The organism is Brevibacillus composti (genome assembly GCF_016406105.1).
GTDB lineage: Bacteria > Bacillota > Bacilli > Brevibacillales > Brevibacillaceae > Brevibacillus > Brevibacillus composti.
Map to the genome: position 1 here is coordinate 2,603,395 of NZ_CP066308.1, position 20,360 is coordinate 2,623,754.

The window sequence follows — 20,360 nt, forward strand, 5'->3', positions numbered from 1 at the left end:
CGCTTTCACTAGCAGCTGGAGCGGATGGCCCGGTGATTTGATCTGCCAGTAGCCTGCACGCTTCGTTTCCGTTAGAATATGAAGTAAGGATGGTGATAGGATTGGCGCAACAAAACGTTCCCAGCTACGGCGGTCAAGCCGTCATTGAAGGCGTCATGTTCGGCGGTAAGCAAATAACCGTCACAGCGATACGCAGAAAAAGCCAAGAAATCGAATACTTTGAAGCACCCCGGACAGAGTTTCCATGGGTCAGGGCCTTGAAAAAGATTCCCTTTATCCGCGGAATCGTCGGGCTGATCGAAGCAAGCGCCAACGGAGCCAAACACTTGAACTTTGCCTCCGACCGTTACAGCACAGAATCAGACGAGGAAGTCTCGACAGGACCATCGCGGATGCAAATGATTTTTGGAGTGGCTGTCGTAGGCATTCTTTCGTTTCTCTTTGGAAAATTTGTATTTACGCTGATTCCGGTGTTCCTGGCCGATTTTCTCCTGGGAAAATGGGTGCCGGATGGAATCGCCCAAAATCTGGCTGAAGGTGTCATCAAGCTGATCCTGCTCCTCGGCTACATCTTGGCCATTGCCCAAGCCCCCTTGATCAAAAGGCTTTTTCAGTACCACGGCGCGGAGCACAAGGTGATTAATGCCTACGAATCCGGGGTAGACTTAACCGTAGAGAATGTGCAAAAATTTTCCACCCTGCATTACCGTTGCGGGAGCAGCTTTTTGATTTTCACCGTGATCATCGGTGTCGTCATCTACTCCCTCTTCACGTATGAAACATTGTGGGACCGCGTCGTTCAACGGATCGTCCTCCTCCCGGTCGTCATTGGGGTGTCGTATGAATTCCTCCAGTGGACCAATAAATTGCGGGACACTCCGGTCCTGCGCTACTTGGGATATCCGGGTCTGTGGCTGCAAAGAATCACCACGCGGGAACCGGACGACAGTCAAGTCGAGGTTGCCATCGCGGCCTTTGAACAAATGCGCAAGCGCGATCTTGAGATCAAGGAGCAAGGGTTGGTTTCCGCAGGATAAGGCATTTTCAAAATGATGAGGTGAGGCGCTATGTTTCCCCGTATATCCCCGATCATTCTGATCATCCTGTTGTTTGCTGCTTATGGCTTTTTAAGCTGGTTTTTCAATAATCCGCTAAACGCGCTGGTGGTCATCGGGCTGTCTGCACTGGTCATCTTTGCGGTGAGGAATTACCTCCAGACGGGCAAGTTTTTGCCTGGCGCCTCCAAACCGAGGGCAGCCAAGCCCAAGCCTGCTCCTCGCCCCCCGCATAAAAAAAGCGCACAGCAGGCACGGAAAAACCATCCGTTCCGGGTGATTGACGGAAACAAAGGAAAAGCGAAGGAAAATGACGGCGACCATGACCCTCATAATCATATTTCGCAGTAAAAAGAAAACAGGCTGCCTATACCAGGTGGCCTGTTTTTTCTGTGGGCGACAGCTGTCGGCGAAAAACCTCGATGTACTGTTCAAAATTCCATTGCTCCAGAAAATGCGTCGCTGCCAGTACGCCTGATTCGTAGAGACGCCGCCGGATGTCCGGCGAGAGCTGGAATTGCGTCGTTCGCACGCCCAAGGTATTCACAAATACGGTTCGAACTGCGTGAGCCCGGTCGACATGCAGGCGATCATGGGCATCCAGCATCGTGACGACGAGCTGGCGGGTGAATGAAAACAGCCCTCTAATTCGGTAGGCTTCGCGATCAACCTTGTTGTCGTGGAGTCGAAAACCAATCGTCGGCCAGCGGGGAATGCCCGGCACATCAAACAGCCAGACGGGATAATTGCTCAAGAGGCCGCCGTCGACGATGAAGTGGGGTGCCTCTTCTCTGTACAGGCGTGCCGGTTGAAAAAAGAACGGGATCGAGGAAGACATGCGCACCGCCCGCGCGACGGAAAAACGTTCGGGATCCAAATCGAAGTGGACGAGGTCATCCGGCAAGACCAGCATTTTTCCCGCGGTTATGTCGGAAGCGATGATGCGCAAGGCGTCCTTGGGCAGATCGCCGAAGGTGCGAATGCCCTTCCTCCGCAGCAGTTCGTCAATGAACTTCTCCAGCCGGTCCGTCCGATAGATGCCTTTGCGAACGGCCAGCTCGAACAAGGGTCCGACGATGGGCAATCGTCCGAGTCCCCTTCTCTCCAGAAAAAAAAGATAGTCCAGCTTCTCGAAGATCGGACGCAGCTCATTGCTTTTGTACCCGGCGCTGACCAGAGCGGCGACGATCGCCCCGGCAGAAGTACCGGCAATTCTCTGCCAGGCGAAGCCATGGCGCTCCATCACCTCCAGCGCCCCGATAAAAGCGATGCCTTTGACGCCGCCCCCTTCAAACACTGCATCTGCCTTCACTCATCCACCCCCTCCTGATTCTGCTCTGATCCCCCTTATTCCTAATATAGTAGAAGAGCTAGTCTATTACGACAAAAAACGCAAGCCCGAAGGCCTGCGTTTTTGGAGACATCCTATTCTTCTTTTTGTTCTTCCTCGAGCCGAATCCGGCGAAGGTCCTCCACGCGCTGCGGATCCTCCTGAAAATAACGGACCAGATATTCAAAGCAGGAGATCGATTCCCAGCTGAGGTGATGTTCGATTCCTTCGACATCTTGATAAATATGTTCCTCGTCTACGCCGATCAGCCGCATGAATTGCTCCAGAAGACTGTGGCGGTCGACGAGCCGTTTGCCGATTTTCTTGCCCTTTGGCGTCAGCACGAGTCCACGGTATTTTTCATAGACAAGGTATTTGTCTTTATCCAGCTTTTGAACCATTTTCGTAACCGAAGAGGGATGTACCTCCAACGCTTCCGCGATATCGGAGACACGGGCGTAACCTTTTTCTTCAATTAAGCTGTAGATGCGTTCCAAATAGTCTTCCATGCTGGGAGTTGGCATTGGTATCCCTCGTTTCAAAACGGTATTTCATCAGGGCCAAAAAAAGCATGTAGTTCTATCATACCGTGGATTCGGGACAGGATGCAAGGAAAACCTCTTAGTTCAACTGCTTCTCCGCTTTGATCATGCGAACCATCCGAACCAATTGCTGGCCGAGCAGCTCCACTCTCTCATGCAGGCGGGCGTCGATCAGCTTGCCGTCGGGGCCGAATGCGCGAGAGGAGTTAGGAATGCTCGGGCTGTTGGGAATAGCCCAGGCATGCAGGTTTCGCATGATCAGATGAAGCGTATTGACTGTATTGGCCGCTCCGAGGCTGCTAGCGGCAATCCCCATGACCGCTACGGGCTTTTCGCGCAGATGCCTGGCCGCGAGAAAGTCGATCGCATTTTTCAAAGCGCCTGTCAGAGTCCCGTGGTATTCCGGAGAGGCGATCAGCAATGCATCCGCATCGGAGATTTTTTGTATGAACCGATGGACCGTCTCTGGATACGTGGATTCGTCATCGCGCACATCATAAACGGGCAGCGGCCAATCGGCCAGATGGATCAGTTCCGTCTTCGCTCCCGCCCTTTCGGCAGCCTCATTTTAAGTTCAGCAAGCTCCTTCTATATCCAGTATAACCCATTTATCATACATAGAAAATAAATATGTTTGTTTATTTCCTTCGGTTCTGAACAAGCCCCACCCGCTCATACACTTGTACCAAGGTTGGATAAAGGATGATGATCGATGGACAGAGGATCCTGGCGAATTGCCGTTCTGTTTGCAGCCGCAGCCTTGGGTGGAAGCTATCTGGGAGGATCTGACGGACTTCGCTTTTTTGCCTATTTCGGTTCTTGGGGTTTCTTGGGCATTCTGCTTGTCAGCATAGGTTTCGGGTGGGCAGGCTATCGGATTCTGGTCCTCAGCCACCATCTCGGATTTCGCTCCCTTCACGATTTGCTGGCCTACGGTTTCGGGGAAAAAGCGGCCCCCGGCCTCTCGGTGCTGCTCCACCTGCTGCTTCTGGCCTATGCGGGGACGACGATCGGAGAGGCGGCCAGCCGCTTATCCGGAGAAGGTTTGGTCTGGATCGTAGCTTTCATTCCGATCGCGCTGGCCTGTTTCCTGATCGGAAGGGGCTGGCCGCTTCTTCTGCGGGCTTTGTCGCTTTTCTTCATCATCGGTTTTCTGCTGATCGCCGCCTCTTACATCGAACGGCCGCATATCGCCGTCCCTTCTCTGGGCTATCAGCTAAATTTTCAATGGCTGCTTCATTCGCTGTATTACTTTTCCCTTCATTTTCTGCTGATTCTGGTCATCTGTCTGCCTCTCGCTTCCCGGGCACCCCGTGTACAGCCGATCGCAACCGGCGTCATGCTCGGCAGCTTTCTGTTCCTTCTCTTGTCGTTGCTGCTTCAGGGCCTTTTTCTGGGGTACTGGCATGATATTCATTCATCGCCATTGCCACTTAGGACGGTGCTGTCGGCCGCTTTGCCCCAGGGGGAATGGATCCATGCGTTCGCGATGCTGGGACACGCAGGCATAATGCTGGCTGTGTGGGTGTACGCGCTAGCGTCTCCCGTCTCTGTCCGCTATGAGATCCGTCTGACGGCCCTGCTGGTCGTCATGATAATCGGCGTGATTCTCCTTTCGCTGCTGTCGGTCATCTGGGCAAGCCTCGCCTATCTTGTCGCCACCGCTGTCACGTATTTCGGCCTGTTTCTCGCCTTATCCTTTTTATGGAAAACAAAACAAGTTCCCTAATCAACGCGAAAAAAGCCCCGGATTCCTGATTCGTTCCGGGGCTTAACCATGTTCTTTTTTCCAATCCGGCTCCGTTAGGGATTCTTCCCGCGCTCTCCCACCTCTTCGAGCATTCGCAAGACTTCATCCGCTGCCAGAGCCAGCTGCTCGCCGGGGAGATTCCTGTGGCCGCTCTTCGCCGTTTTCTCCTCGGCGGGGTTGAGTAGGTCTGTATACGTCGCTGCATGGCTGAAGGCTGCGCGGAGTCTGCCATCTAGCCCTGCCCCCGCTAGCGGGCGATCCGCAGCCCGTACTCGGCCATCCAAGTAAAAGACGGCTGTGACGCGCTGTTTTTCGGCCGGGGTCAGCGTTTGCAAAAATTCTGCCAAGCCGCGATCCCCGTCCGAAGCGGCGCCGAGCGAGACGAAGCGAATGTCCGCCGCTTTATTATCTGCATGCAGGGACCAAAGACGGGCTGTTTCGAGAAGGAGCGCCGCCCCCGCTGCATCGCCGATTTTGTCCGCGGCGGCCGCATCGGCGTCATGGTGGGCAAGCACCAGGATCAAGTTCCCGTGAGCAGCTTGATTGCTTCCTGCGGGCATTTCCCCTGTGCGAAGATTGTACGACGTCTTTTTCATCATCGAGGCACCTGTGACTTTGATCCTGGCTTGTGCCCGCTCTCCCGCCTGCACGCGCTTCGCCAGTTTGCGCCCCTCCTCTAGGGCAACTGCCACTACGGGAACCCCAAAATCCAGCGGTCCTGGAAGGGAGGGCTTATACCCCGCCGCTGATTGCGTTTGGATCCAGATCACTCCCTTGGCTCCCGCGGCCGCGGCGTGACGCACTTTTTCCGCAGTCGGCACGGTATCGTCGCTGATCAGCAAAATATGGCCCTGTGCGCCTTTTAAGGCGTAGTCAGCGGGCTTCCAACCGCTGGCGTCGATCATTTCACCGGTTGCTTCTCCGTTTTGCGAAAATGTAACGGGGATCGTTCGGATCGTCTCCGCGCTTTTTGCCAGATCCCCGATCTGCAGCGCTGCCTCCGTCGGTTCCGTGTAGACGTAGTAGGAAAATGGCTGGAGGACGGTGGCATACCCGTAGATGCGGAGCCACTCCTCCAGATAGACCACGGCCTGAAATTCCGATTCTGTCGCAGGCACCCGCGGTGAAGAAACCAGTTTTTCCACATGTTCCATCAACCGCTCGGGATCCGCCTGTTCACCCGCCGCCAATGCTGCGTAACCAGGTGAAAGCGCAAGTAGTCCGCATGCGATGGTCAGTCCAATCAGCGTCCGCTTCCCTCTGCTCATGCCATACCTCCCCTTTTCGCCGGTCTTTCCCCCATTATGAAAGGGGATGAGCGGCAGCGTCTAGTCAGAATAGTCCGTCAAATAAAGCTACGGATGGCCAGCTCCCGACAGCATCTCCCCCGTCCGCGAGACAAGTTTTCGCCGCTTCCATTTTTCAAATTGACCCTTGACCGCGTATTTGTTAAGGTTGATGCAGACCATCACTCTTCGACATGACAGATGTTCGGAGATGAGGGTGGGACGCTTGCTTGCGACAAGCGCAAACGAAATCAGACATTCTACTCGTGTAATCGGAGAAGGAGGATTTACATGCTTTACGTGGATGGCAAATGGGTGGAAGCTGACCAGCTTTCCGTACATCCGGAAGACCGCGGCTACAATTTTGGAGATGGGATTTACGAGGTAGTTCGCATCTACAAAGGGAAGATGTATCAGTGGGAAGGACATCTGACGAGACTGTTGAGAAGTGCTCGCGAAATCAAGCTGGACATGCCCTGGACTGCGGAGGAGCTGTCTCGGATCGCCGATGAACTGATGGCCCGAAACAACATCACGTCTGAAGACGACGCCACCTTGTATCTGCAGGTGACTCGCGGTGTCGCTCCGCGCGTCCATGATATTCCGAGCGGCATTCGTCCTGTCATCATGGGCTTTGTACGCCGCAAAGAGCGTCCGCTCGCCGATATGAAAAAAGGTATGACCGCAAAAGTCATCGAAGATATCCGCTGGCTTCGCTGCGACATCAAAACCCTGAACCTTCTGGGAGCCGTTCTCGTAAAGCAGTACGCCAAGGAAGCCGGAGCGCAGGAGTCGATTCTGCACCGCAACGGCACCGTGACAGAGTGCAGCGCGGCCAATCTTTTCATGGTCAAGGACAACGAACTGTACACCCATCCAGCCAATCACCTGATTCTCAATGGAATCACCCGGCTGGATGTGATCGAACTGGCCAAAGCGAATGGATTTACCGTGCATGAGGAGCCGTTTACGGTTGATTTTATGATGCAGGCGGACGAGGTGTTCGGCACCGGAACGACTGTAGAAGTGATGCCCATCATCTCCATCGACGGCCAGCCTGTTGGCGGCGGAAGCGTGGGGCCGGTCGTGCAAAAGCTGCAGCAGTTGTTTGAAGAACGCATTACCCGCAGCGTAACCGTCTAGGGCCCTTCTCCGATCCTGACGACCGAATCGATTATAGGAACACCAAAGAAGCTCTCTCGGCTGCATTTCCGCCAAGAGAGCTTCTTTCTTTGATAGACATTCATGCGAAGCGATGGCGTCAGCGGCGAAAATTCCACTCGTCCGTGGCGTACCGCCCAACGGCCAGCTCCTCGGCCAGCGCCTTTTCCTCAGCCGTCAGCTCGCTGTCGACCAACTCCACGCCCAGTCCGCTCGCAAACCCTCTGCGAAAAGCATCCATAGCCTCGGGAAGCTGAACAGGGCGGCTGCTAACCTGGTTGATGGTCACCGCTTTTTGCCGGAAGCTCTCCATCATCCGCTCCTTGAGCCTTTCCGAAGAGAATTGCAAGAGCGAGAACAACAGCTCCACATCCATGTCAAGCAGGATGGAGCCGTGCTGCAAAATGACGCCCTTTTGCCGCGTCTGCGCGCTTCCCGCCACTTTCTTGCCCTCGACCACCAGCTCATGCCAGGAGGGCGAGTCAAAGCACGCGGAAGAACCGGGGGAGCTGTACTTTTCTTTCTCTTCCTCGGATGCGAGCGAGACCATCTCCGCCGCAAGTCCCAGATTCTGAAAGCCGTGCAGCAGCCCCATGCTGATCACCTTGTAGGCTTCGGTCACGCTGGACGGCATTTTGGGATGTTCCTCCGAGACGACGACGCTGTAGGTCAACTCCTGGTCATGCAGGACGGCTCGTCCGCCCGTCGCCCGCCGCACGAAGCCGATTCCTTTTTCCTGCACCAGCGCAAGGTCGATCTCTTTGGTTGCTTTTTGAAAGTACCCGATCGACAGCGTAGCCGGGTTCCAGGTATAAAAACGGACGGTCGGAGGCGTCTTCCCTTCGCTGTGCAGCTGAAGGATGGCCTCATCCACTGCCATATTCATTGCCGGGGACATGCCCTCGGTCACGATAAATCGCCATTGTTCTGTCACTTCGCTACCCCTCCTCACCAAACTCCATTGTACTTCTCCGAACGATCCTAGGGCAACAGATGTGCCGCTTCCTAGGTGCAGAACACAGACCGTTGGTCTCTGACCCGGCTGAGGTCCGCGCAACGGGACCGTAGCGAGAAGAATCATGTTTCCCTGCTTGGCTCCGGGCTCCGCCTTGCCGGGATGATTCACTGTCCGCTCCACAACGTTTGGCGGGGGTCCGCAAAAGCAGAGTCGCTCCGAGGTCATCCCAGGGTTGCGTCCCTGATTCCCGCCAAACGTTGTTATGCTGAGTCAGGCTTCACAGTCGCCCGCAGGGAAACATGATTCTTCCCCGAATATGCTGCTTCCACCTGACTTTGTACGGCCAGGAAGCTAGCTGATGGATAGCAGATCCCTGATAGGCTTGGATCTCATCCGTCTGCTTTTACCAGTACTTCTCTTTCCATTCACCTTTTGAAATGACGTTCTACATCTTTTTGAGAGCCTCGGTTTGTGAAGAAGCGTGTTTCCCTGCGGAGCGACTGTGGAGCCCTGCCCAGCGGAGGGGCGATTCGCTTCCCTGGGGGCGGATCCCGGAGCGGAGCAGGGAAACATGCTTCTTCTCGCCGCGGCCCCGATTTCACCACAAGGAAGAAAAAAGCTGCCGAACAAACTCGGCAGCTTTCCCCTCTTATTCCGGCTGATAGCGAAGAACCGGTTTGCGTGCAGCAGTCGCTTCATCCAGACGTCTGACGACAGTGGTGTGCGGCGCTTCCTGGACGATTTCCGGATTTTCTTCACATTCACGCGCGATTTGCAGCATGATGTCGATAAACTCATCCAGCGTTTCCTTGGACTCGGTCTCCGTCGGTTCGATCATCAGGCACTCATCGACGATCAGCGGGAAGTAGATCGTCGGCGGATGGTAGCCGAAGTCGAGCAGGCGCTTCGCGATGTCCAGCGTGCGGACGCCCAGCTTCTTCTGGCGCACCCCGGAGAGGACGAATTCATGCTTGCAGACGCGGTCATACGGCAGCTCGTAGGCGCTCGCCAGTTTGCGCATCATGTAGTTGGCGCTCAGCACCGCATTTTGCGAGACCTGCAAGAGGCCTTCCGGTCCCATGGAGCGGATGTAGGCATACGCGCGAACGAGGATGCCGAAGTTGCCGTGGTAGCCTTTGACGCGTCCGATGGATTGCGGACGGTCGTTGTCCCAATAGTAGGTGCCGTCTGCTTTTTTTCCGACGATCGGCGCAGGCATGAACGGCTCCAGGATCTTTTTCACCCCGACTGGGCCTGCACCAGGGCCGCCGCCGCCGTGCGGGCCGGTAAACGTCTTGTGCAGATTGAGGTGAACGACGTCAAAGCCCATGTCGCCCGGACGCGCGATTCCCAGGATCGCGTTGGCATTGGCTCCGTCGTAGTAGAGCAGGCCGCCTGCATCGTGGACGATTTTGGCCATCTCGACGATATCCTCTTCGAACAGACCCAGCGTATTCGGGTTGGTCAGCATCAGAGCGGCGGTATCCGGTCCGACCGCCTGGCGCAGCGCCTCGATGTCGACCAGTCCGCGCTCGTCGGAAGGAATCGTGATCGTGTCCAGTCCGGCTACCGCTGCGGAGGCCGGGTTGGTTCCGTGCGCGGAGTTCGGCACGATTACCTTGGTGCGGCCGTGATCGCCGCGGCTCTCGTGGTATTTGCGAATCATCAGAAGTCCGGTCCACTCGCCGGCAGCCCCTGCTGCCGGCTGCAGAGTCACGGCGTCCATCCCGGTGATTTCAGCCAGTTCTTCCTGTAGATTGTAGAGCAGCTCCAGAGCGCCCTGGACGGATTCTTCCGCCTGGTACGGGTGCGTCTGCGCGAAGCCCGCGTAGCGTGCGACGTCTTCGTTGATTTTCGGGTTGTATTTCATCGTGCAGGAGCCAAGCGGATAAAAACCGTTGTCAATCCCGTGGTTTCTGCGGGACAGCTCGGTGTAGTGACGCACCAGCTGGAGCTCGGATACTTCCGGCAGTTCGGCAGGTGTCTCACGAATCAGGTGCTTTGGCAACAGCTCCGCAATATTTACTTCGGGCACATCCAGCGCCGGAAGATTGTAGCCTACGCGACCGGGCTTGCTAAGTTCAAAGATCAGTGCTTTTTCTTTGTTGTTATGCACGGTTGATCGCCTCCAATTCCTCCGCCAGTGTATCGATCTCTTCTTTGGTTCTCAATTCGGTTACAGCCAGCAGCATGTAGCCGGCAAATTCCGGATAGTCCAGACCCAGATCGTAGCCGCCGATAATGCCTTTCGCCAGCAGGGCTTTGTTTACGTCTGCTACCGGTTTGTTCAATTTCACGGCAAACTCATTGAAGGTAGGCGCGCTGCCTGCGATCTCAAACCCTTTGGCCGCCAATGCTTGCTTGGCGTAGTGCGCTTTTTGCAGGTTGAGCATAGCCAGCTCCTGCACGCCTTGTTTGCCGTAGGAGGACATGGCGATGGAGGCGGCAAGCGCCAGCAGAGCCTGGTTGGAGCAGATGTTGGACGTCGCCTTCTCGCGGCGGATGTGCTGCTCGCGTGCTTGCAGCGTCAGAACGAAGCCGCGTTTGCCGTCTTCGTCCTTGGTCTGTCCGACGATGCGGCCCGGCATTTTGCGCATCAGCTTGGCTGTGGTGGCAAAGTATCCACAGTGCGGTCCGCCGAAGGATGCGAAGATCCCGAATGGCTGCATGTCACCCACCACGATGTCCGCACCCAGCTTGCCAGGTGCCTCCAGGACGCCGAGCGAGAGCGGGTTGGACGAGACAACCAAAAGCGCTCCTTTTCCGTGAACAATGGGCTCGATCGCGGTCAAGTCTTCCACTTGGCCGAGGAAGTTCGGGTATTGAACGATAACGGCTGCCGTCTGTTCGTCGACCAGTTGATCCAGCGCGGCTGTATCGGTCACGCTGCCGGCCATATCAACTTCGACCACTTCCACGCCTTGGCCGTACGCGTAGGTTTGGAGGACATTTCGCGCTTCTGGATGCACCGAGCGGGAGACGACCACCTTTTTCTTGCCCGTGTGGCCGGCCGCCATCATCGCCGCTTCTGCCAGGGAGGTAGCGCCGTCGTACATGGAGGAGTTGGCTACTTCCATGCCGGTCATTTCGCATACCATGGTCTGGAACTCAAAAATCGCCTGCAGCTCGCCTTGGCTGATCTCCGGCTGATACGGCGTATAAGCGGTAAAGAACTCCCCGCGGAGCAGCATATGATTGACGACGCTGGGGATATGGTGCTGGTAGACGCCGGCTCCCAAAAAGTTGACATGGGTGCTGAAGTTGGCGTTTTTGCCCGCAAGGCCGGAAAAATACTTGACCAATTCCGGCTCGGACAGCGCTTCTGGAATCTGCAGGGCGCCTTTGAAGCGAACCTCTTCGGGAATATCAGCAAACAACTCTTCCACCCGGGAGATGCCCAGGGTGTCCAACATCTCGCGTTTATCCTGGTCGGTTTGAGGCAGGTAACGGTATTTCACGAATGTTGTCCTCCTTGTATATAGGATCTGGTCAAAACGATTTATTGTTTGGGACGCTTGTAAAACGGCGTAGGCACGATGACCGCTTTGAGTCTCTTGCCGCGGATTTCCACGTCCAGCTCTGTGCCGACCGCCGCATGCTCCGCTTTGATCAGTGCCAGCCCCACGTTTTTCTTCAGCGTGGGCGACTGCGTGCCGGTGGTGACTTCCCCGATCTGTTCGTCCCCGATGAATACCGGGTAATGACTGCGCGGAATGCCGCGGTCGATCATTTCGATGCCGACCAGCTTGCGCGGGGCGCCGTTTTCCTTCTGCGCCTTCAAAGCCTCCTGGCCGATAAACGGCACGTCTTTGTCTACCTTCACCGCAAAGCCGATGCCCGCCTCGATTGGCGAAATATCCTGGCTCAGCTCTTGGCCGTAGAGCGGCAGCTTCGCCTCAAACCGGAGGGTGTCGCGAGCCCCCAGTCCGCACGGCACCAGACCGTCCGCCTGGCCGACCTCCAGCAGTCTGTCCCACAGCTGGATCGCCTTGTCGTGATCGAGATAAATTTCAAAGCCGTCTTCTCCTGTATAGCCCGTGCGGGAGACGAGGCAGGAAATCCCGTCAATCTGCACATCGCGCTGAAAGCGGAAGAAGCCAATGGCGGAGAGATCGGTATCGGTCAGCTTTTGCAAGATCGATTCGGCGAGCGGTCCCTGAATCGCCAGCTGCGCTGTCTGTGGGGAGATGTTTTCGATCTGCACGCCGTCAATCAGGTGCTCCTGCATCCAGGCAAAGTCCTTGTCTGTATTGCCTGCGTTGATCACCAGCAGATAGTGGTCATCGGCGTATTTGTAGATGAGCAGATCGTCCACTGTCCCGCCATCCGGGTAGCAAAAGACACTGTACTGGGCTTGCCCCACTTCCAGTTTGGACAGGTCGTTGGTGGTCATCTGCTGCAGGTAGAGAAAAGCCTTCTCTCCCTTTACCTCGACTTCTCCCATGTGGGATACGTCAAACAATCCTGCCTTTGTCCGCACCGCCTCGTGCTCCTGCCCGATTCCGGAAAACTGCACGGGCAAGTCCCAGCCGCCGAAGTCGATCGTCTTCGCCCCGTATTTTTCATAGACCGGGAACAGCGGCGTGCGCTTCAATGTCGTCATACCTGGCACCTCCTGATTTTTATACAACAAAAAAGGACAAAACAAGAGAAATGGGAACGCCAAAAGAAAGGCGCCCATTTCTCCTCCTCTGTCCTTGGTACCTGAGAGTTGCCTCGCTGCATGGGAGCCTGTCGCTCCGCCAGCAAGTTTCCCCTTTGGTGGCCCGCAGCCGGGCTCTCTCCAGAGATGCGTCCAGTAGAGGTACTTTTGCCTGAGAGATTCACCATGACTGGCTTGCTCCTTCGGCGCTGCCCCGCTCGGCAGTCTCTCCCTGCTACTATCATTCGCGATGGATACTGGGTCATACATAATCTTTTCCTTACCATTCCATACTAATGGAATGAACTCCTCTCTATCCTACCATGAGAGTCGGCTCTTGAAAATATGCAAATTGCCTTTCAACTTACAAAATCACTAACAAATTTTTTATAAAAAAGAAGCAATGTTCGTTCTTTTATTTTGTATACCCATTACATTGGGAAATACATGAATTGGATGTGATGTTGTGCCGAACATTCCCGTTTCCTTCGAGACTGATTGGATGGATTTGTTACAGGAGCGGCTCAAACAGGACGGTCCCTGGGACAAATGGGACCTTTTTCAGCTGACGCTGGAAGCGGAGGAAGCGATGGCGATCCGCGAGTTTGACCAGCTGCAATGCCTGCAGTATCTGCCCACGCTCAAACCCTATCCGCACCAACTGCAAACCGCAGAGCGCGTCTTAAACGAGATGCGCGGCCGGGCCATCCTGGCCGACGAGGTCGGGCTGGGGAAAACCATCGAAGCCGGATTGATCTTAAAAGAGTACATGATCCGCGGATTGGCCAAAAAAATTCTCATCCTGGTGCCGGCCTCGCTGGTTATCCAGTGGACCAAGGAATTGAATCAGAAATTCGGCATCCCGGCCGTCGCCCAGAAAAAAGAATACATGTGGCGGCAGTACGATGTCGTCGTCGCCTCCATCGACACGGCCAAACGCGATCCGCACAGACGGCATGTCCTGGATATCGACTACGACATGCTGATTATCGACGAGGCGCACAAGCTGAAAAACAAAAAAACGCGCAACTACCAGTTCGTCAAGGAGATCCGCAAAAAATACTGTCTGCTCCTGACGGCCACGCCGATTCAGAATGAAATGGACGAGCTGTACAATCTGATCAATCTGCTCAAGCCGGGCCATCTCGGACATACCTCCAATTTCGCCACCACCTATGTGGAGGGTAAGCGGCAGGCGAAAAACAACGAGCAGCTGAAGGGCGAACTGGAAAAAGTGATGATTCGCAACCGGCGAAGCGACGGCGGGGTCCATTTCACCGCCCGCCATGTGCAGTCGATCCCGATCGAGCTCTCGCCGGAAGAATCCGCTCTATACGAGGGTGTCACCCGCTTCGTCAAGGAGCAGTATCAGACCGGCTCCGGCGGTTACAACTCGCTCGCGCTGATCACGCTGCAGCGGGAGGTCTGCTCCAGCAGGGAAGCGGCTTTTCTCACGCTCTACAATATGTACCAGCGCGCCGCGGAGGACTCTCCTGTCCGCCCCGTGATCATGGATCTGGTAGAGATGATCAAGCGCATCGAGACGCATTCCAAGGCGGCCAAAACCGTCGAGCTGATCAAGGAAATCGACGACAAGGTCATTATCTTCACCGAGTATCGCGCGACCCAGAACTACCTGCAGAAATACCTGCACGATCACGGCATCACCTCCGTCCCTTTTCGCGGCGGATTCAAACGCAGCAAAAAAGACTGGATGACCGACCTGTTCCAGAACCGGGCCCAGGTGCTGATCGCGACGGAAGCGGGCGGCGAGGGGATCAACCTGCAATTCTGCAACCGCGTGATCAATTACGACATGCCCTGGAATCCGATGCGGGTCGAGCAGCGGATCGGCCGCGTCCATCGCCTCGGCCAGCAGCGGGATGTGCACATCTACAATCTCTCCACTATCGGGACGATCGAGGAGCATATCTTGCAGCTGCTCTATGAGAAAATCGATTTGTTTGAGATGGTGATCGGCGAGCTGGATGACATCGTCGAGCGGCTCCATTTGTCGCAGTCTCTCGAAGAGAATCTGATCTCCATCATCATGGACTCCCGCTCCGAGCGGGAGATGGCCCTGAAGCTGGACAACATGGGGCAAGCGATCCGCGCGATGCGGATGGCGAAGCAGACCCGCTCACCCCTGCCGGAAGCAGCGGACAAATAAACACCCGAGGGTGACAGGAGGGACGGATCAATGAACCAAATGCAAGTGCGCGAGTATGTGGAAAAATACCTGGCCGCCTTCTCCTCCCATATCGTAGAAACCCATCCCGATTTCCTGACCGTCAAACTGCCGGTCGAAGTGGACAAAGACATCGGCAACCGCCCCTTCTACTGGAGCTGGGTAGAGAAGATGAACCTGCCCTATCAGCCGATGGTCCTCACGTTTTGTTTCCATCCGGATCGCATGCCGAGCGACCGCAGAGTGGAGCATCTCCATCTGGGAGCGGCCCGGCTTCAGCAAATATTCCAATCCACGCGGAAGCACGGCAGCTTTGTCTGCATGTACGAGACGCAGCCCCCAGGGCAGACGCGTCCCCTCTCGCGCCGTTCGGCCCCGCTCGTGCCCTGGCTCGGGGTGAACTGGAAGATCTCATTTATATGCGACAAAAAGCGTGACTTGATCCTTCATTTCGGGGTGAATTTACACCAGCCGCAGCTTGTCCGGGAGTTTTATCCCTTTTTGCTGGAGCGTCCGTTGGCTCCCGCCATCCCCGACTACCACTACACCCTGGACCGGCGCATGACAATCCCGGAGGCATTTGCGATGATGGAAGCGGAAATTCATCGCATCCTGGCGCAAGAGGATCAGCGCTGGGCGGAAGAGGCCCGGCAGCGGCTGGAGGAAGAGCTGCAAATCCTGGAGGACTACTACCGGGAGCTGGAGGCGCGCGAGGCCGGGGAATCTACTGAACAGCACGAAGCGTCCCCTCTGGCGGAGCGGTCGGAGGAGATGTCGGAGGAGCAGGAGTTGCAGTTGGAGAAGCCGCAGGGGCAGCAAGCAGAGCAGCCGCAGGGACAGCAGGCAGAGCAGCCGCAGGGACAGCAGGCAGAGCAGCCGCAGGGACAGCAGGCAGAGCAGCCAAGGGGGCAGCGCGAGGCAAAGCCAGTTGAAGAGCCCCAGCCTCCTGCCTGGGGACCTCCCCCGCCGATGGGAGCGGCCAGGGACGAGCCCCCGCTCCCCACACTGGAGGAGCATCTTTCATCGGGCGGTAAAATTCTCGATTTCCTGCAGGCCAACAGCTTTCAGGAAACGCCGAAGGAAAAAATCCAGCTAGACGAGTGGAAAGCCAGTACCCCTGGGGAGGAAAAACAGCGTCGAATGGACGAGATGCGCTGGCAATACGAACCGCGAATCGCCGTCCAGTTCATCAACGGCGGGCTCTTTTACCTGCAATCCGATCCCGCCTCCGCCATGGCGCTCCCCTCCCGGCGAAAATTGTAAAAGCACAGCGAGAAAATACGAACGGCGAGGGACAATAACCAACAAATCTTTTTCCTCGCTCTGGTTACAATAGGTACCATAGAGAGCTGTTTTATCAAAAGGTGGTGCTTCATTTTGAGCGGAAAAGTCTCTATGGCCCGATCGCTTTTCGCGTTTCTTTTCGCTATGGCGCTTGCTGTTCCCATCCAGCCCTCTGCGTCTGCCGAGGAGGCAGGATGGGATGAACGCTTCCGGACACAAGTCGGTGAGTGGAAAAATACCATCGTCGCGCAGGATCCGCAGTTTAAAGAGTGGCGCGACGCTCAGATTGAGGTGCAGACACTCGGAACCAATCAGCACCAGTGGCTGATCAGCCTGTCACGCGGTTCCAAACAGGTCGGGTATATGGTGATCGGCGAGGTGATGCCTACGGATACTGCTGCCGCTCCGCCCCAATTTGTCCTCCTGGAGTACGGGCTGGGCGAATACATCCTGTTTGACGACACTTTCGCGCCGCGCGAGATAGCCGCCGAGCCTGTCTACGACGGATTTGCCTCCCACTGGCTGGTCAGCCTCCCGCAACATGGAAAGCAGGTCATTGATGCCAAAACCGGCGAGCGCTATCTCAGCACGACACAGGCAGAGGAGCCGGTCATGAGCTCGCTCCGGGAACAGGATCTGGCTGTTCCCGGACAACAGCTCACCGCGACCCGGATCGTCCGTTCTGAAGAGACCCATCCGTTTGACGACATTAGCTGGTTTGTACCTCTGGTCCGGGCGGCCGAGGAATCGCCCCGCCTTTCCTGGGAGGATCTGTGGCAGCGGGATACCGACAAGATGACGGTGGCCGTTCGGCTGTACCACTCCGAGGTGCTCTCGCCCTTTTCCGTGGGTTCCCTGCATGTGTGGAATCATCACAAGCCCTATGTGGGCGTCTGGGACGAAGGCCTTCGCTTTCTTCCGTATGCCTATGTGCAAAAAGTGGGGAAATTTCACAGCCAATAGACTCGGAGGGCAGATCACAAGAAAAGACCATATGCCCATTACATGACGCTTCTTGCTTGAAGAACCATTCGCTTTTCCTCACAATGAAAAAGCTCTCCGCGCAATTTCGTTCGCAGAGAGCTTTTTATAGCACCGAACCGCTTACCACCGGATTTGCCAGCAGCTGCATGCAGGCATGCTAGTGATGTCTGGTCGGGCTCAGCCTGACGTGGACAGCATGAAACACTTCCTGTGCGGTCATCCCGTTTGCGTTGATGACAGGCGCGCCGGTGATCGTCTTGCTCTGATCACTCAAGACATTGACGTCCTGTCCGGTAATCACGACCGCATCGACCGGATTTTGCCAGTTTCCCAGCTCGACTACCTGGTATCCATTGTCCCGAAGCATCTGGGAGATCTGCGTCAGATTTCCTTCTACAGCTACTCTCGCCATGGGTTCCCTCCGTCTGCATCCGTGATGTGTTATTTGCGCCTGAGCAATTTGATCGACATCGGAATGGCTCCGAACCAGCGGGCAGACCAGGACTCACGGGGAGACTTGTTTTGCCGCCGCTGTGATTTGGGTGTTTCCACGTAGTCCACAAACAGACGCGTCAGATACTTGAGGTATTCCTGAAACGACATCGCACGTCCCTCCTTCGCACGCGCGGATCGCTCCGTATGAGAATCGATGAGCGTTTCCACTCCTAGTCTCCCCTGAAACCGCCCTTTTCAACCACTGCCTGGCGGATTTCGGCGACGATCTCCCCCACTGTTTTGCCGGTCGTATCCACCTGGACGGGCGCGAAGGAATAGGCATCCTTCCGCTCTTTCAGCAGCGTCCTGACGCGCTCCGCCACGCCGCCGGCGAGCAGGGGGCGCTGCTGATCGGACTCCAGCCTGCGGATCAGCTCCTCCTCCGCGGCCGACAGGGCAATGACCGTCCCGCCTGCGAGCATGCAGGCCACATTTTCCTTGCGGAGCACGGCGCCACCGCCCGTCGTCAGCACTTGGCCTTCCTCCCCGAGGAGTTCGGCAAGCAGCTCGGACTCCAGATCGCGAAAAAAAGCCTCCCCTTTTTCTGCAAAGATCGCGGGGATGGTCGATCCCGCCCGGTTCACTATGGTCTCGTCCAAATCCCGGTGACGCATGCCCAATTCTGCGGCTAATGCTGCTCCTACTGTCGTTTTGCCCGTCCCCATGAAGCCGACGAGAATCAGATTGTTTTTCATCCCAGTCTTACCCCTTTATCCTTTGCGGTTGGAATTGCAGTTTTAAGATACGGTTCTTCTCGTCCCAATGCAGCTCGCTGCCCAGCACCTGCTCGAAGAAGCTGCTCGGCGCCAGCGTGCGGCCCTCGACCTCCTGCAGCGGCTTGCCAAAATCGATTCTTCCCCCGTCCGACTCGGCATAGTTGCTTCTCTCCTGGAGCCAAAAAGTACGGCCATAGCCGCTAACCTCGATTGCACTCTTTTCGGCGGACCAATGAACCCGGTAGCCCAGCTTTTCCGCCACTTCGCGGAGCGGCAGATAGACCGTCTGGTCGAGGATGCGGGAAGGGATTTCCGGATAGTAGCCGGCCCCGTTGATCACGGTCGTCACATACGGGATCAGCGTAATCGGCGCAAATCCCTCCCTGTTCATCTGCTCGTGATTGGTCGTAAAATAGCGGGCTTTGCCTTGCAGGACTTGTCCCAGCGCCTGGTCCAGATGTTCCGGTCCGATCAGGCTGCCGTGATACGTACGCTGCACACGCTGCAGGAAGCGCTTATAGGCGTCGTCACCGATCTTTTGCCGCAAATTCTCATACAGCAGCGCCCCGCGGGAATACCAGGTCCAATGGAACTCCTCTTGCGTCGCAAACTGGTGCAGCTCTTTGCCCAGCTTGCCGTACGGATAGCGCTCCGCCAGCCGCTCGACGTCCCGCCTGTACTCGGCGAGAAGACTGTCAGCCTGCTGCTGTCCGTGGCGCGCCAGCTTGTAATGAACGACGCTCCGCTCCACCAGTCCCTCATCGAGCCAGCCATAGCGGGCCTCCAGTGTAGCAATGCTGTTGTACCACCAGAGATGGGCGATCTCGTGCGGCAGCCAGTGATCAATCATACTGTTTGCGTGCATGTCTCTTTTGAAAATGGCCATGTTGGCGTATTCCATCGCATAGGTCGTACCCGTGCTCGTCTCGGCGATCGCCACGCGCGGATACGGAAGCGGCCCGTACCATTCCGTGTACACAGGGATGACGGCCTCAGCGATGGTTTTGATCCGGGCGATGTTTCGTTTGTCAATCGAGGCGATGTCGACCGTCAAGTTGGGCGCGAAGGTGACGGTCTCCACCTGATACAGCGGACTGCCGACGAGCGCAAAATTAAGCAGCCGCTTCCCGTTGTAATGGACGACCTGCCGGTTTCCTTCCACCGCTTTGGATTCGCCCAATCCGACCGTGCTCACCCAGGTGTAGCCTTGGGGAGAGACGAAAGAGATGTCGTAATCCCCGTAATGGTAGACAAAGGGATCGCCAAAGTCGACGCGCTGCGGGGGTTCGTACCACTGCCCGCGCTGATCCTGGGCTCCGAGCATCGGATACCAGGTGGTTAAGGTCCAGATGTCATCCTTCACCCCAAAACGAGTTCCCCGGCGCGGAACCGGATTCTCGAACTGAATCGTCAGTGTCCCCCGTTTTTCCCCGCCAAACGGATTGTCGAGCCCAACGACCGCCATCCGCCTGGAAAAAGGCAGCGACTGCTCCCCGTAGCGGATCGACTTGATCGTCATCGGGCTCCACAAATAATCGTATACGTAAAGGCGGATATCCGCTGTTCCCGGATTGTCGAATTCGACGGTGACACTGCCTTTGATTTTCGCTTCTGACGTATGTAATTCTGCCTGTATCTTGTACACCGGATGCAAGTCTTTCACCAGAGATGGGAGCGGCGGATCGTATGAAAACGGATCCACCCCCGCTTCCGGCTTGCTCACGGCGGGCTCGTCCCAGCTGGAGATCCAGGAAGAGATCACCGGCCAATTCAAGACGACGCCTACGGACAAGAAAGGAACCAAAATAGCAAAACAGATCAACAAGCTTGTTTTTTTCAAATCTTTCATGCCAGCCCCCAACTGCCTGAGCGACAAGCGTTCGCATTTTTCTCTCCCATTGTATCAAAGAACGGTAAGACTTAGTAGAAATTTGCAGAACCTTGTAGATTCCTGCAGAGGGACGGGCCC

At 56.1% G+C, this 20,360-nt stretch carries 18 protein-coding genes, 1 pseudogene and 2 riboswitches; of the genes and pseudogenes, 7 read left to right on the forward strand and 12 right to left on the reverse strand.

Annotated features, from left to right (window positions below; all coding sequences use genetic code 11):
• Positions 1-101 precede the first annotated feature (101 nt).
• Both JD108_RS13295 and JD108_RS13300 read left to right on the forward strand, forming a co-directional pair.
• Positions 102-1,037: a DUF1385 domain-containing protein gene (locus JD108_RS13295; protein ID WP_198826545.1), complete on the forward strand. Its 936-nt coding sequence runs from the start codon at positions 102-104 to the stop codon at positions 1,035-1,037.
• 30 nt (positions 1,038-1,067) lie between these two features.
• The gene (locus tag JD108_RS13300; protein ID WP_198826546.1) at positions 1,068-1,406 is read left to right on the forward strand and encodes a hypothetical protein; all 339 of its coding nucleotides are present in this window, start codon (positions 1,068-1,070) and stop codon (positions 1,404-1,406) included.
• A 16-nt stretch (positions 1,407-1,422) separates the two neighbouring features.
• On the opposite strand, the gene JD108_RS13305 is transcribed toward JD108_RS13300, so the two are convergent.
• The 3 genes and pseudogenes from JD108_RS13305 to JD108_RS13315 form a co-directional block, all read right to left on the reverse strand.
• Positions 1,423-2,367 carry a patatin-like phospholipase family protein gene (locus JD108_RS13305; RefSeq protein WP_198826547.1) on the reverse strand — a complete coding sequence of 315 codons (945 nt, stop codon included), beginning with the start codon at positions 2,365-2,367 and terminating at the stop codon, positions 1,423-1,425.
• Positions 2,368-2,480: 113 nt separating this feature from the next.
• Entirely contained in the window at positions 2,481-2,909 is a 429-nt protein-coding gene (mntR, locus tag JD108_RS13310; protein WP_198826548.1) for a transcriptional regulator MntR, read from the reverse strand.
• Between the two features lie 97 nt (positions 2,910-3,006).
• Positions 3,007-3,480: pseudogene (locus JD108_RS13315) on the reverse strand (NADPH-dependent FMN reductase); the annotation flags it as partial.
• Positions 3,481-3,639: 159 nt separating this feature from the next.
• Between JD108_RS13315 and JD108_RS13320 the strand changes: the two are divergent.
• Positions 3,640-4,656 carry a hypothetical protein gene (locus JD108_RS13320; protein WP_198826549.1) on the forward strand — a complete coding sequence of 339 codons (1,017 nt, stop codon included), beginning with the start codon at positions 3,640-3,642 and terminating at the stop codon, positions 4,654-4,656.
• Positions 4,657-4,730: 74 nt separating this feature from the next.
• Here JD108_RS13320 and JD108_RS13325 read toward each other — a convergent pair whose 3' ends face one another.
• Complete coding sequence (locus tag JD108_RS13325; protein ID WP_198826550.1) at positions 4,731-5,945, reverse strand: PA domain-containing protein; 1,215 nt, start codon at positions 5,943-5,945, stop codon at positions 4,731-4,733.
• 309 nt (positions 5,946-6,254) lie between these two features.
• On the opposite strand from JD108_RS13325, the gene dat reads away from it, so the two are divergent.
• Complete coding sequence (dat, locus tag JD108_RS13330; RefSeq protein ID WP_198826551.1) at positions 6,255-7,106, forward strand: D-amino-acid transaminase; 852 nt, start codon at positions 6,255-6,257, stop codon at positions 7,104-7,106.
• A gap of 118 nt (positions 7,107-7,224) precedes the next feature.
• On the opposite strand, the gene JD108_RS13335 is transcribed toward dat, so the two are convergent.
• From JD108_RS13335 to gcvT, 4 genes are all read right to left on the reverse strand, one after another.
• The gene (locus JD108_RS13335) at positions 7,225-8,022 is read right to left on the reverse strand and encodes a lipoate--protein ligase family protein (RefSeq protein ID WP_198830119.1); all 798 of its coding nucleotides are present in this window, start codon (positions 8,020-8,022) and stop codon (positions 7,225-7,227) included.
• 709 nt (positions 8,023-8,731) lie between these two features.
• Positions 8,732-10,198 (reverse strand): aminomethyl-transferring glycine dehydrogenase subunit GcvPB, encoded by a 1,467-nt coding sequence (gcvPB, locus tag JD108_RS13340; protein WP_198826552.1) that lies wholly within the window; start codon positions 10,196-10,198, stop codon positions 8,732-8,734.
• Complete coding sequence (gene gcvPA, locus JD108_RS13345) at positions 10,191-11,540, reverse strand: aminomethyl-transferring glycine dehydrogenase subunit GcvPA (protein ID WP_198826553.1); 1,350 nt, start codon at positions 11,538-11,540, stop codon at positions 10,191-10,193. The genes gcvPB and gcvPA overlap by 8 nt, the downstream gene beginning before the upstream one ends.
• A 41-nt stretch (positions 11,541-11,581) precedes the next feature.
• Positions 11,582-12,685, reverse strand: coding sequence for a glycine cleavage system aminomethyltransferase GcvT (gene gcvT / locus JD108_RS13350; RefSeq protein ID WP_198826554.1), 1,104 nt, complete (start codon positions 12,683-12,685; stop codon positions 11,582-11,584).
• Between the two features lie 78 nt (positions 12,686-12,763).
• Positions 12,764-12,874, reverse strand: a riboswitch (glycine riboswitch).
• Positions 12,875-12,969: riboswitch (glycine riboswitch) on the reverse strand.
• 221 nt (positions 12,970-13,190) lie between these two features.
• Between gcvT and JD108_RS13355 the strand changes: the two genes are divergently transcribed.
• The 3 genes from JD108_RS13355 to JD108_RS13365 all read left to right on the forward strand — a co-directional run bounded on the left by JD108_RS13355 (position 13,191) and on the right by JD108_RS13365 (position 17,159).
• Positions 13,191-14,894, forward strand: a complete 1,704-nt coding sequence (locus JD108_RS13355; protein ID WP_198826555.1) for a DEAD/DEAH box helicase — start codon at positions 13,191-13,193, stop codon at positions 14,892-14,894.
• A 30-nt stretch (positions 14,895-14,924) separates the two neighbouring features.
• On the forward strand, positions 14,925-16,175 hold the full coding sequence (locus JD108_RS13360) for a YqhG family protein (protein WP_198826556.1): 1,251 nt from the start codon (positions 14,925-14,927) through the stop codon (positions 16,173-16,175).
• 114 nt (positions 16,176-16,289) lie between these two features.
• Positions 16,290-17,159 (forward strand): hypothetical protein, encoded by an 870-nt coding sequence (locus JD108_RS13365; RefSeq protein WP_228728140.1) that lies wholly within the window; start codon positions 16,290-16,292, stop codon positions 17,157-17,159.
• A gap of 178 nt (positions 17,160-17,337) precedes the next feature.
• Here JD108_RS13365 and JD108_RS13370 read toward each other — a convergent pair whose 3' ends face one another.
• The 4 genes from JD108_RS13370 to JD108_RS13385 all read right to left on the reverse strand — a co-directional run bounded on the left by JD108_RS13370 (position 17,338) and on the right by JD108_RS13385 (position 20,240).
• On the reverse strand, positions 17,338-17,592 hold the full coding sequence (locus JD108_RS13370; protein WP_198826557.1) for a YkuS family protein: 255 nt from the start codon (positions 17,590-17,592) through the stop codon (positions 17,338-17,340).
• 29 nt (positions 17,593-17,621) lie between these two features.
• Complete coding sequence (locus JD108_RS13375) at positions 17,622-17,783, reverse strand: YqzE family protein (RefSeq protein ID WP_198826558.1); 162 nt, start codon at positions 17,781-17,783, stop codon at positions 17,622-17,624.
• 62 nt (positions 17,784-17,845) lie between these two features.
• Positions 17,846-18,370, reverse strand: a complete 525-nt coding sequence (locus tag JD108_RS13380) for a shikimate kinase (protein ID WP_198826559.1) — start codon at positions 18,368-18,370, stop codon at positions 17,846-17,848.
• Between the two features lie 7 nt (positions 18,371-18,377).
• Positions 18,378-20,240, reverse strand: coding sequence for a stalk domain-containing protein (locus JD108_RS13385; RefSeq protein ID WP_198826560.1), 1,863 nt, complete (start codon positions 20,238-20,240; stop codon positions 18,378-18,380).
• Between the last annotated feature and the right edge of the window lie 120 nt (positions 20,241-20,360).

Bases quoted from the DNA above. Each gene is read 5' to 3' on its own strand.
- JD108_RS13385 (WP_198826560.1), bottom strand. From the start codon at position 20,240: ATGAAAGATTTGAAAAAAACAAGCTTGTTGATCTGTTTTGCTATTTTG.
- JD108_RS13335 (WP_198830119.1), bottom strand. From the start codon at position 8,022: ATGTCCCCGGCAATGAATATGGCAGTGGATGAGGCCATCCTTCAGCTG.
- mntR (WP_198826548.1), bottom strand. From the start codon at position 2,909: ATGCCAACTCCCAGCATGGAAGACTATTTGGAACGCATCTACAGCTTA.
- JD108_RS13360 (WP_198826556.1), top strand. From the start codon at position 14,925: ATGAACCAAATGCAAGTGCGCGAGTATGTGGAAAAATACCTGGCCGCC.
- JD108_RS13380 (WP_198826559.1), bottom strand. From the start codon at position 18,370: ATGAAAAACAATCTGATTCTCGTCGGCTTCATGGGGACGGGCAAAACG.
- JD108_RS13320 (WP_198826549.1), top strand. From the start codon at position 3,640: ATGGACAGAGGATCCTGGCGAATTGCCGTTCTGTTTGCAGCCGCAGCC.
- JD108_RS13300 (WP_198826546.1), top strand. From the start codon at position 1,068: ATGTTTCCCCGTATATCCCCGATCATTCTGATCATCCTGTTGTTTGCT.
- JD108_RS13370 (WP_198826557.1), bottom strand. From the start codon at position 17,592: ATGGCGAGAGTAGCTGTAGAAGGAAATCTGACGCAGATCTCCCAGATG.
- JD108_RS13375 (WP_198826558.1), bottom strand. From the start codon at position 17,783: ATGTCGTTTCAGGAATACCTCAAGTATCTGACGCGTCTGTTTGTGGAC.
- gcvT (WP_198826554.1), bottom strand. From the start codon at position 12,685: ATGACGACATTGAAGCGCACGCCGCTGTTCCCGGTCTATGAAAAATAC.
- dat (WP_198826551.1), top strand. From the start codon at position 6,255: ATGCTTTACGTGGATGGCAAATGGGTGGAAGCTGACCAGCTTTCCGTA.
- JD108_RS13325 (WP_198826550.1), bottom strand. From the start codon at position 5,945: ATGAGCAGAGGGAAGCGGACGCTGATTGGACTGACCATCGCATGCGGA.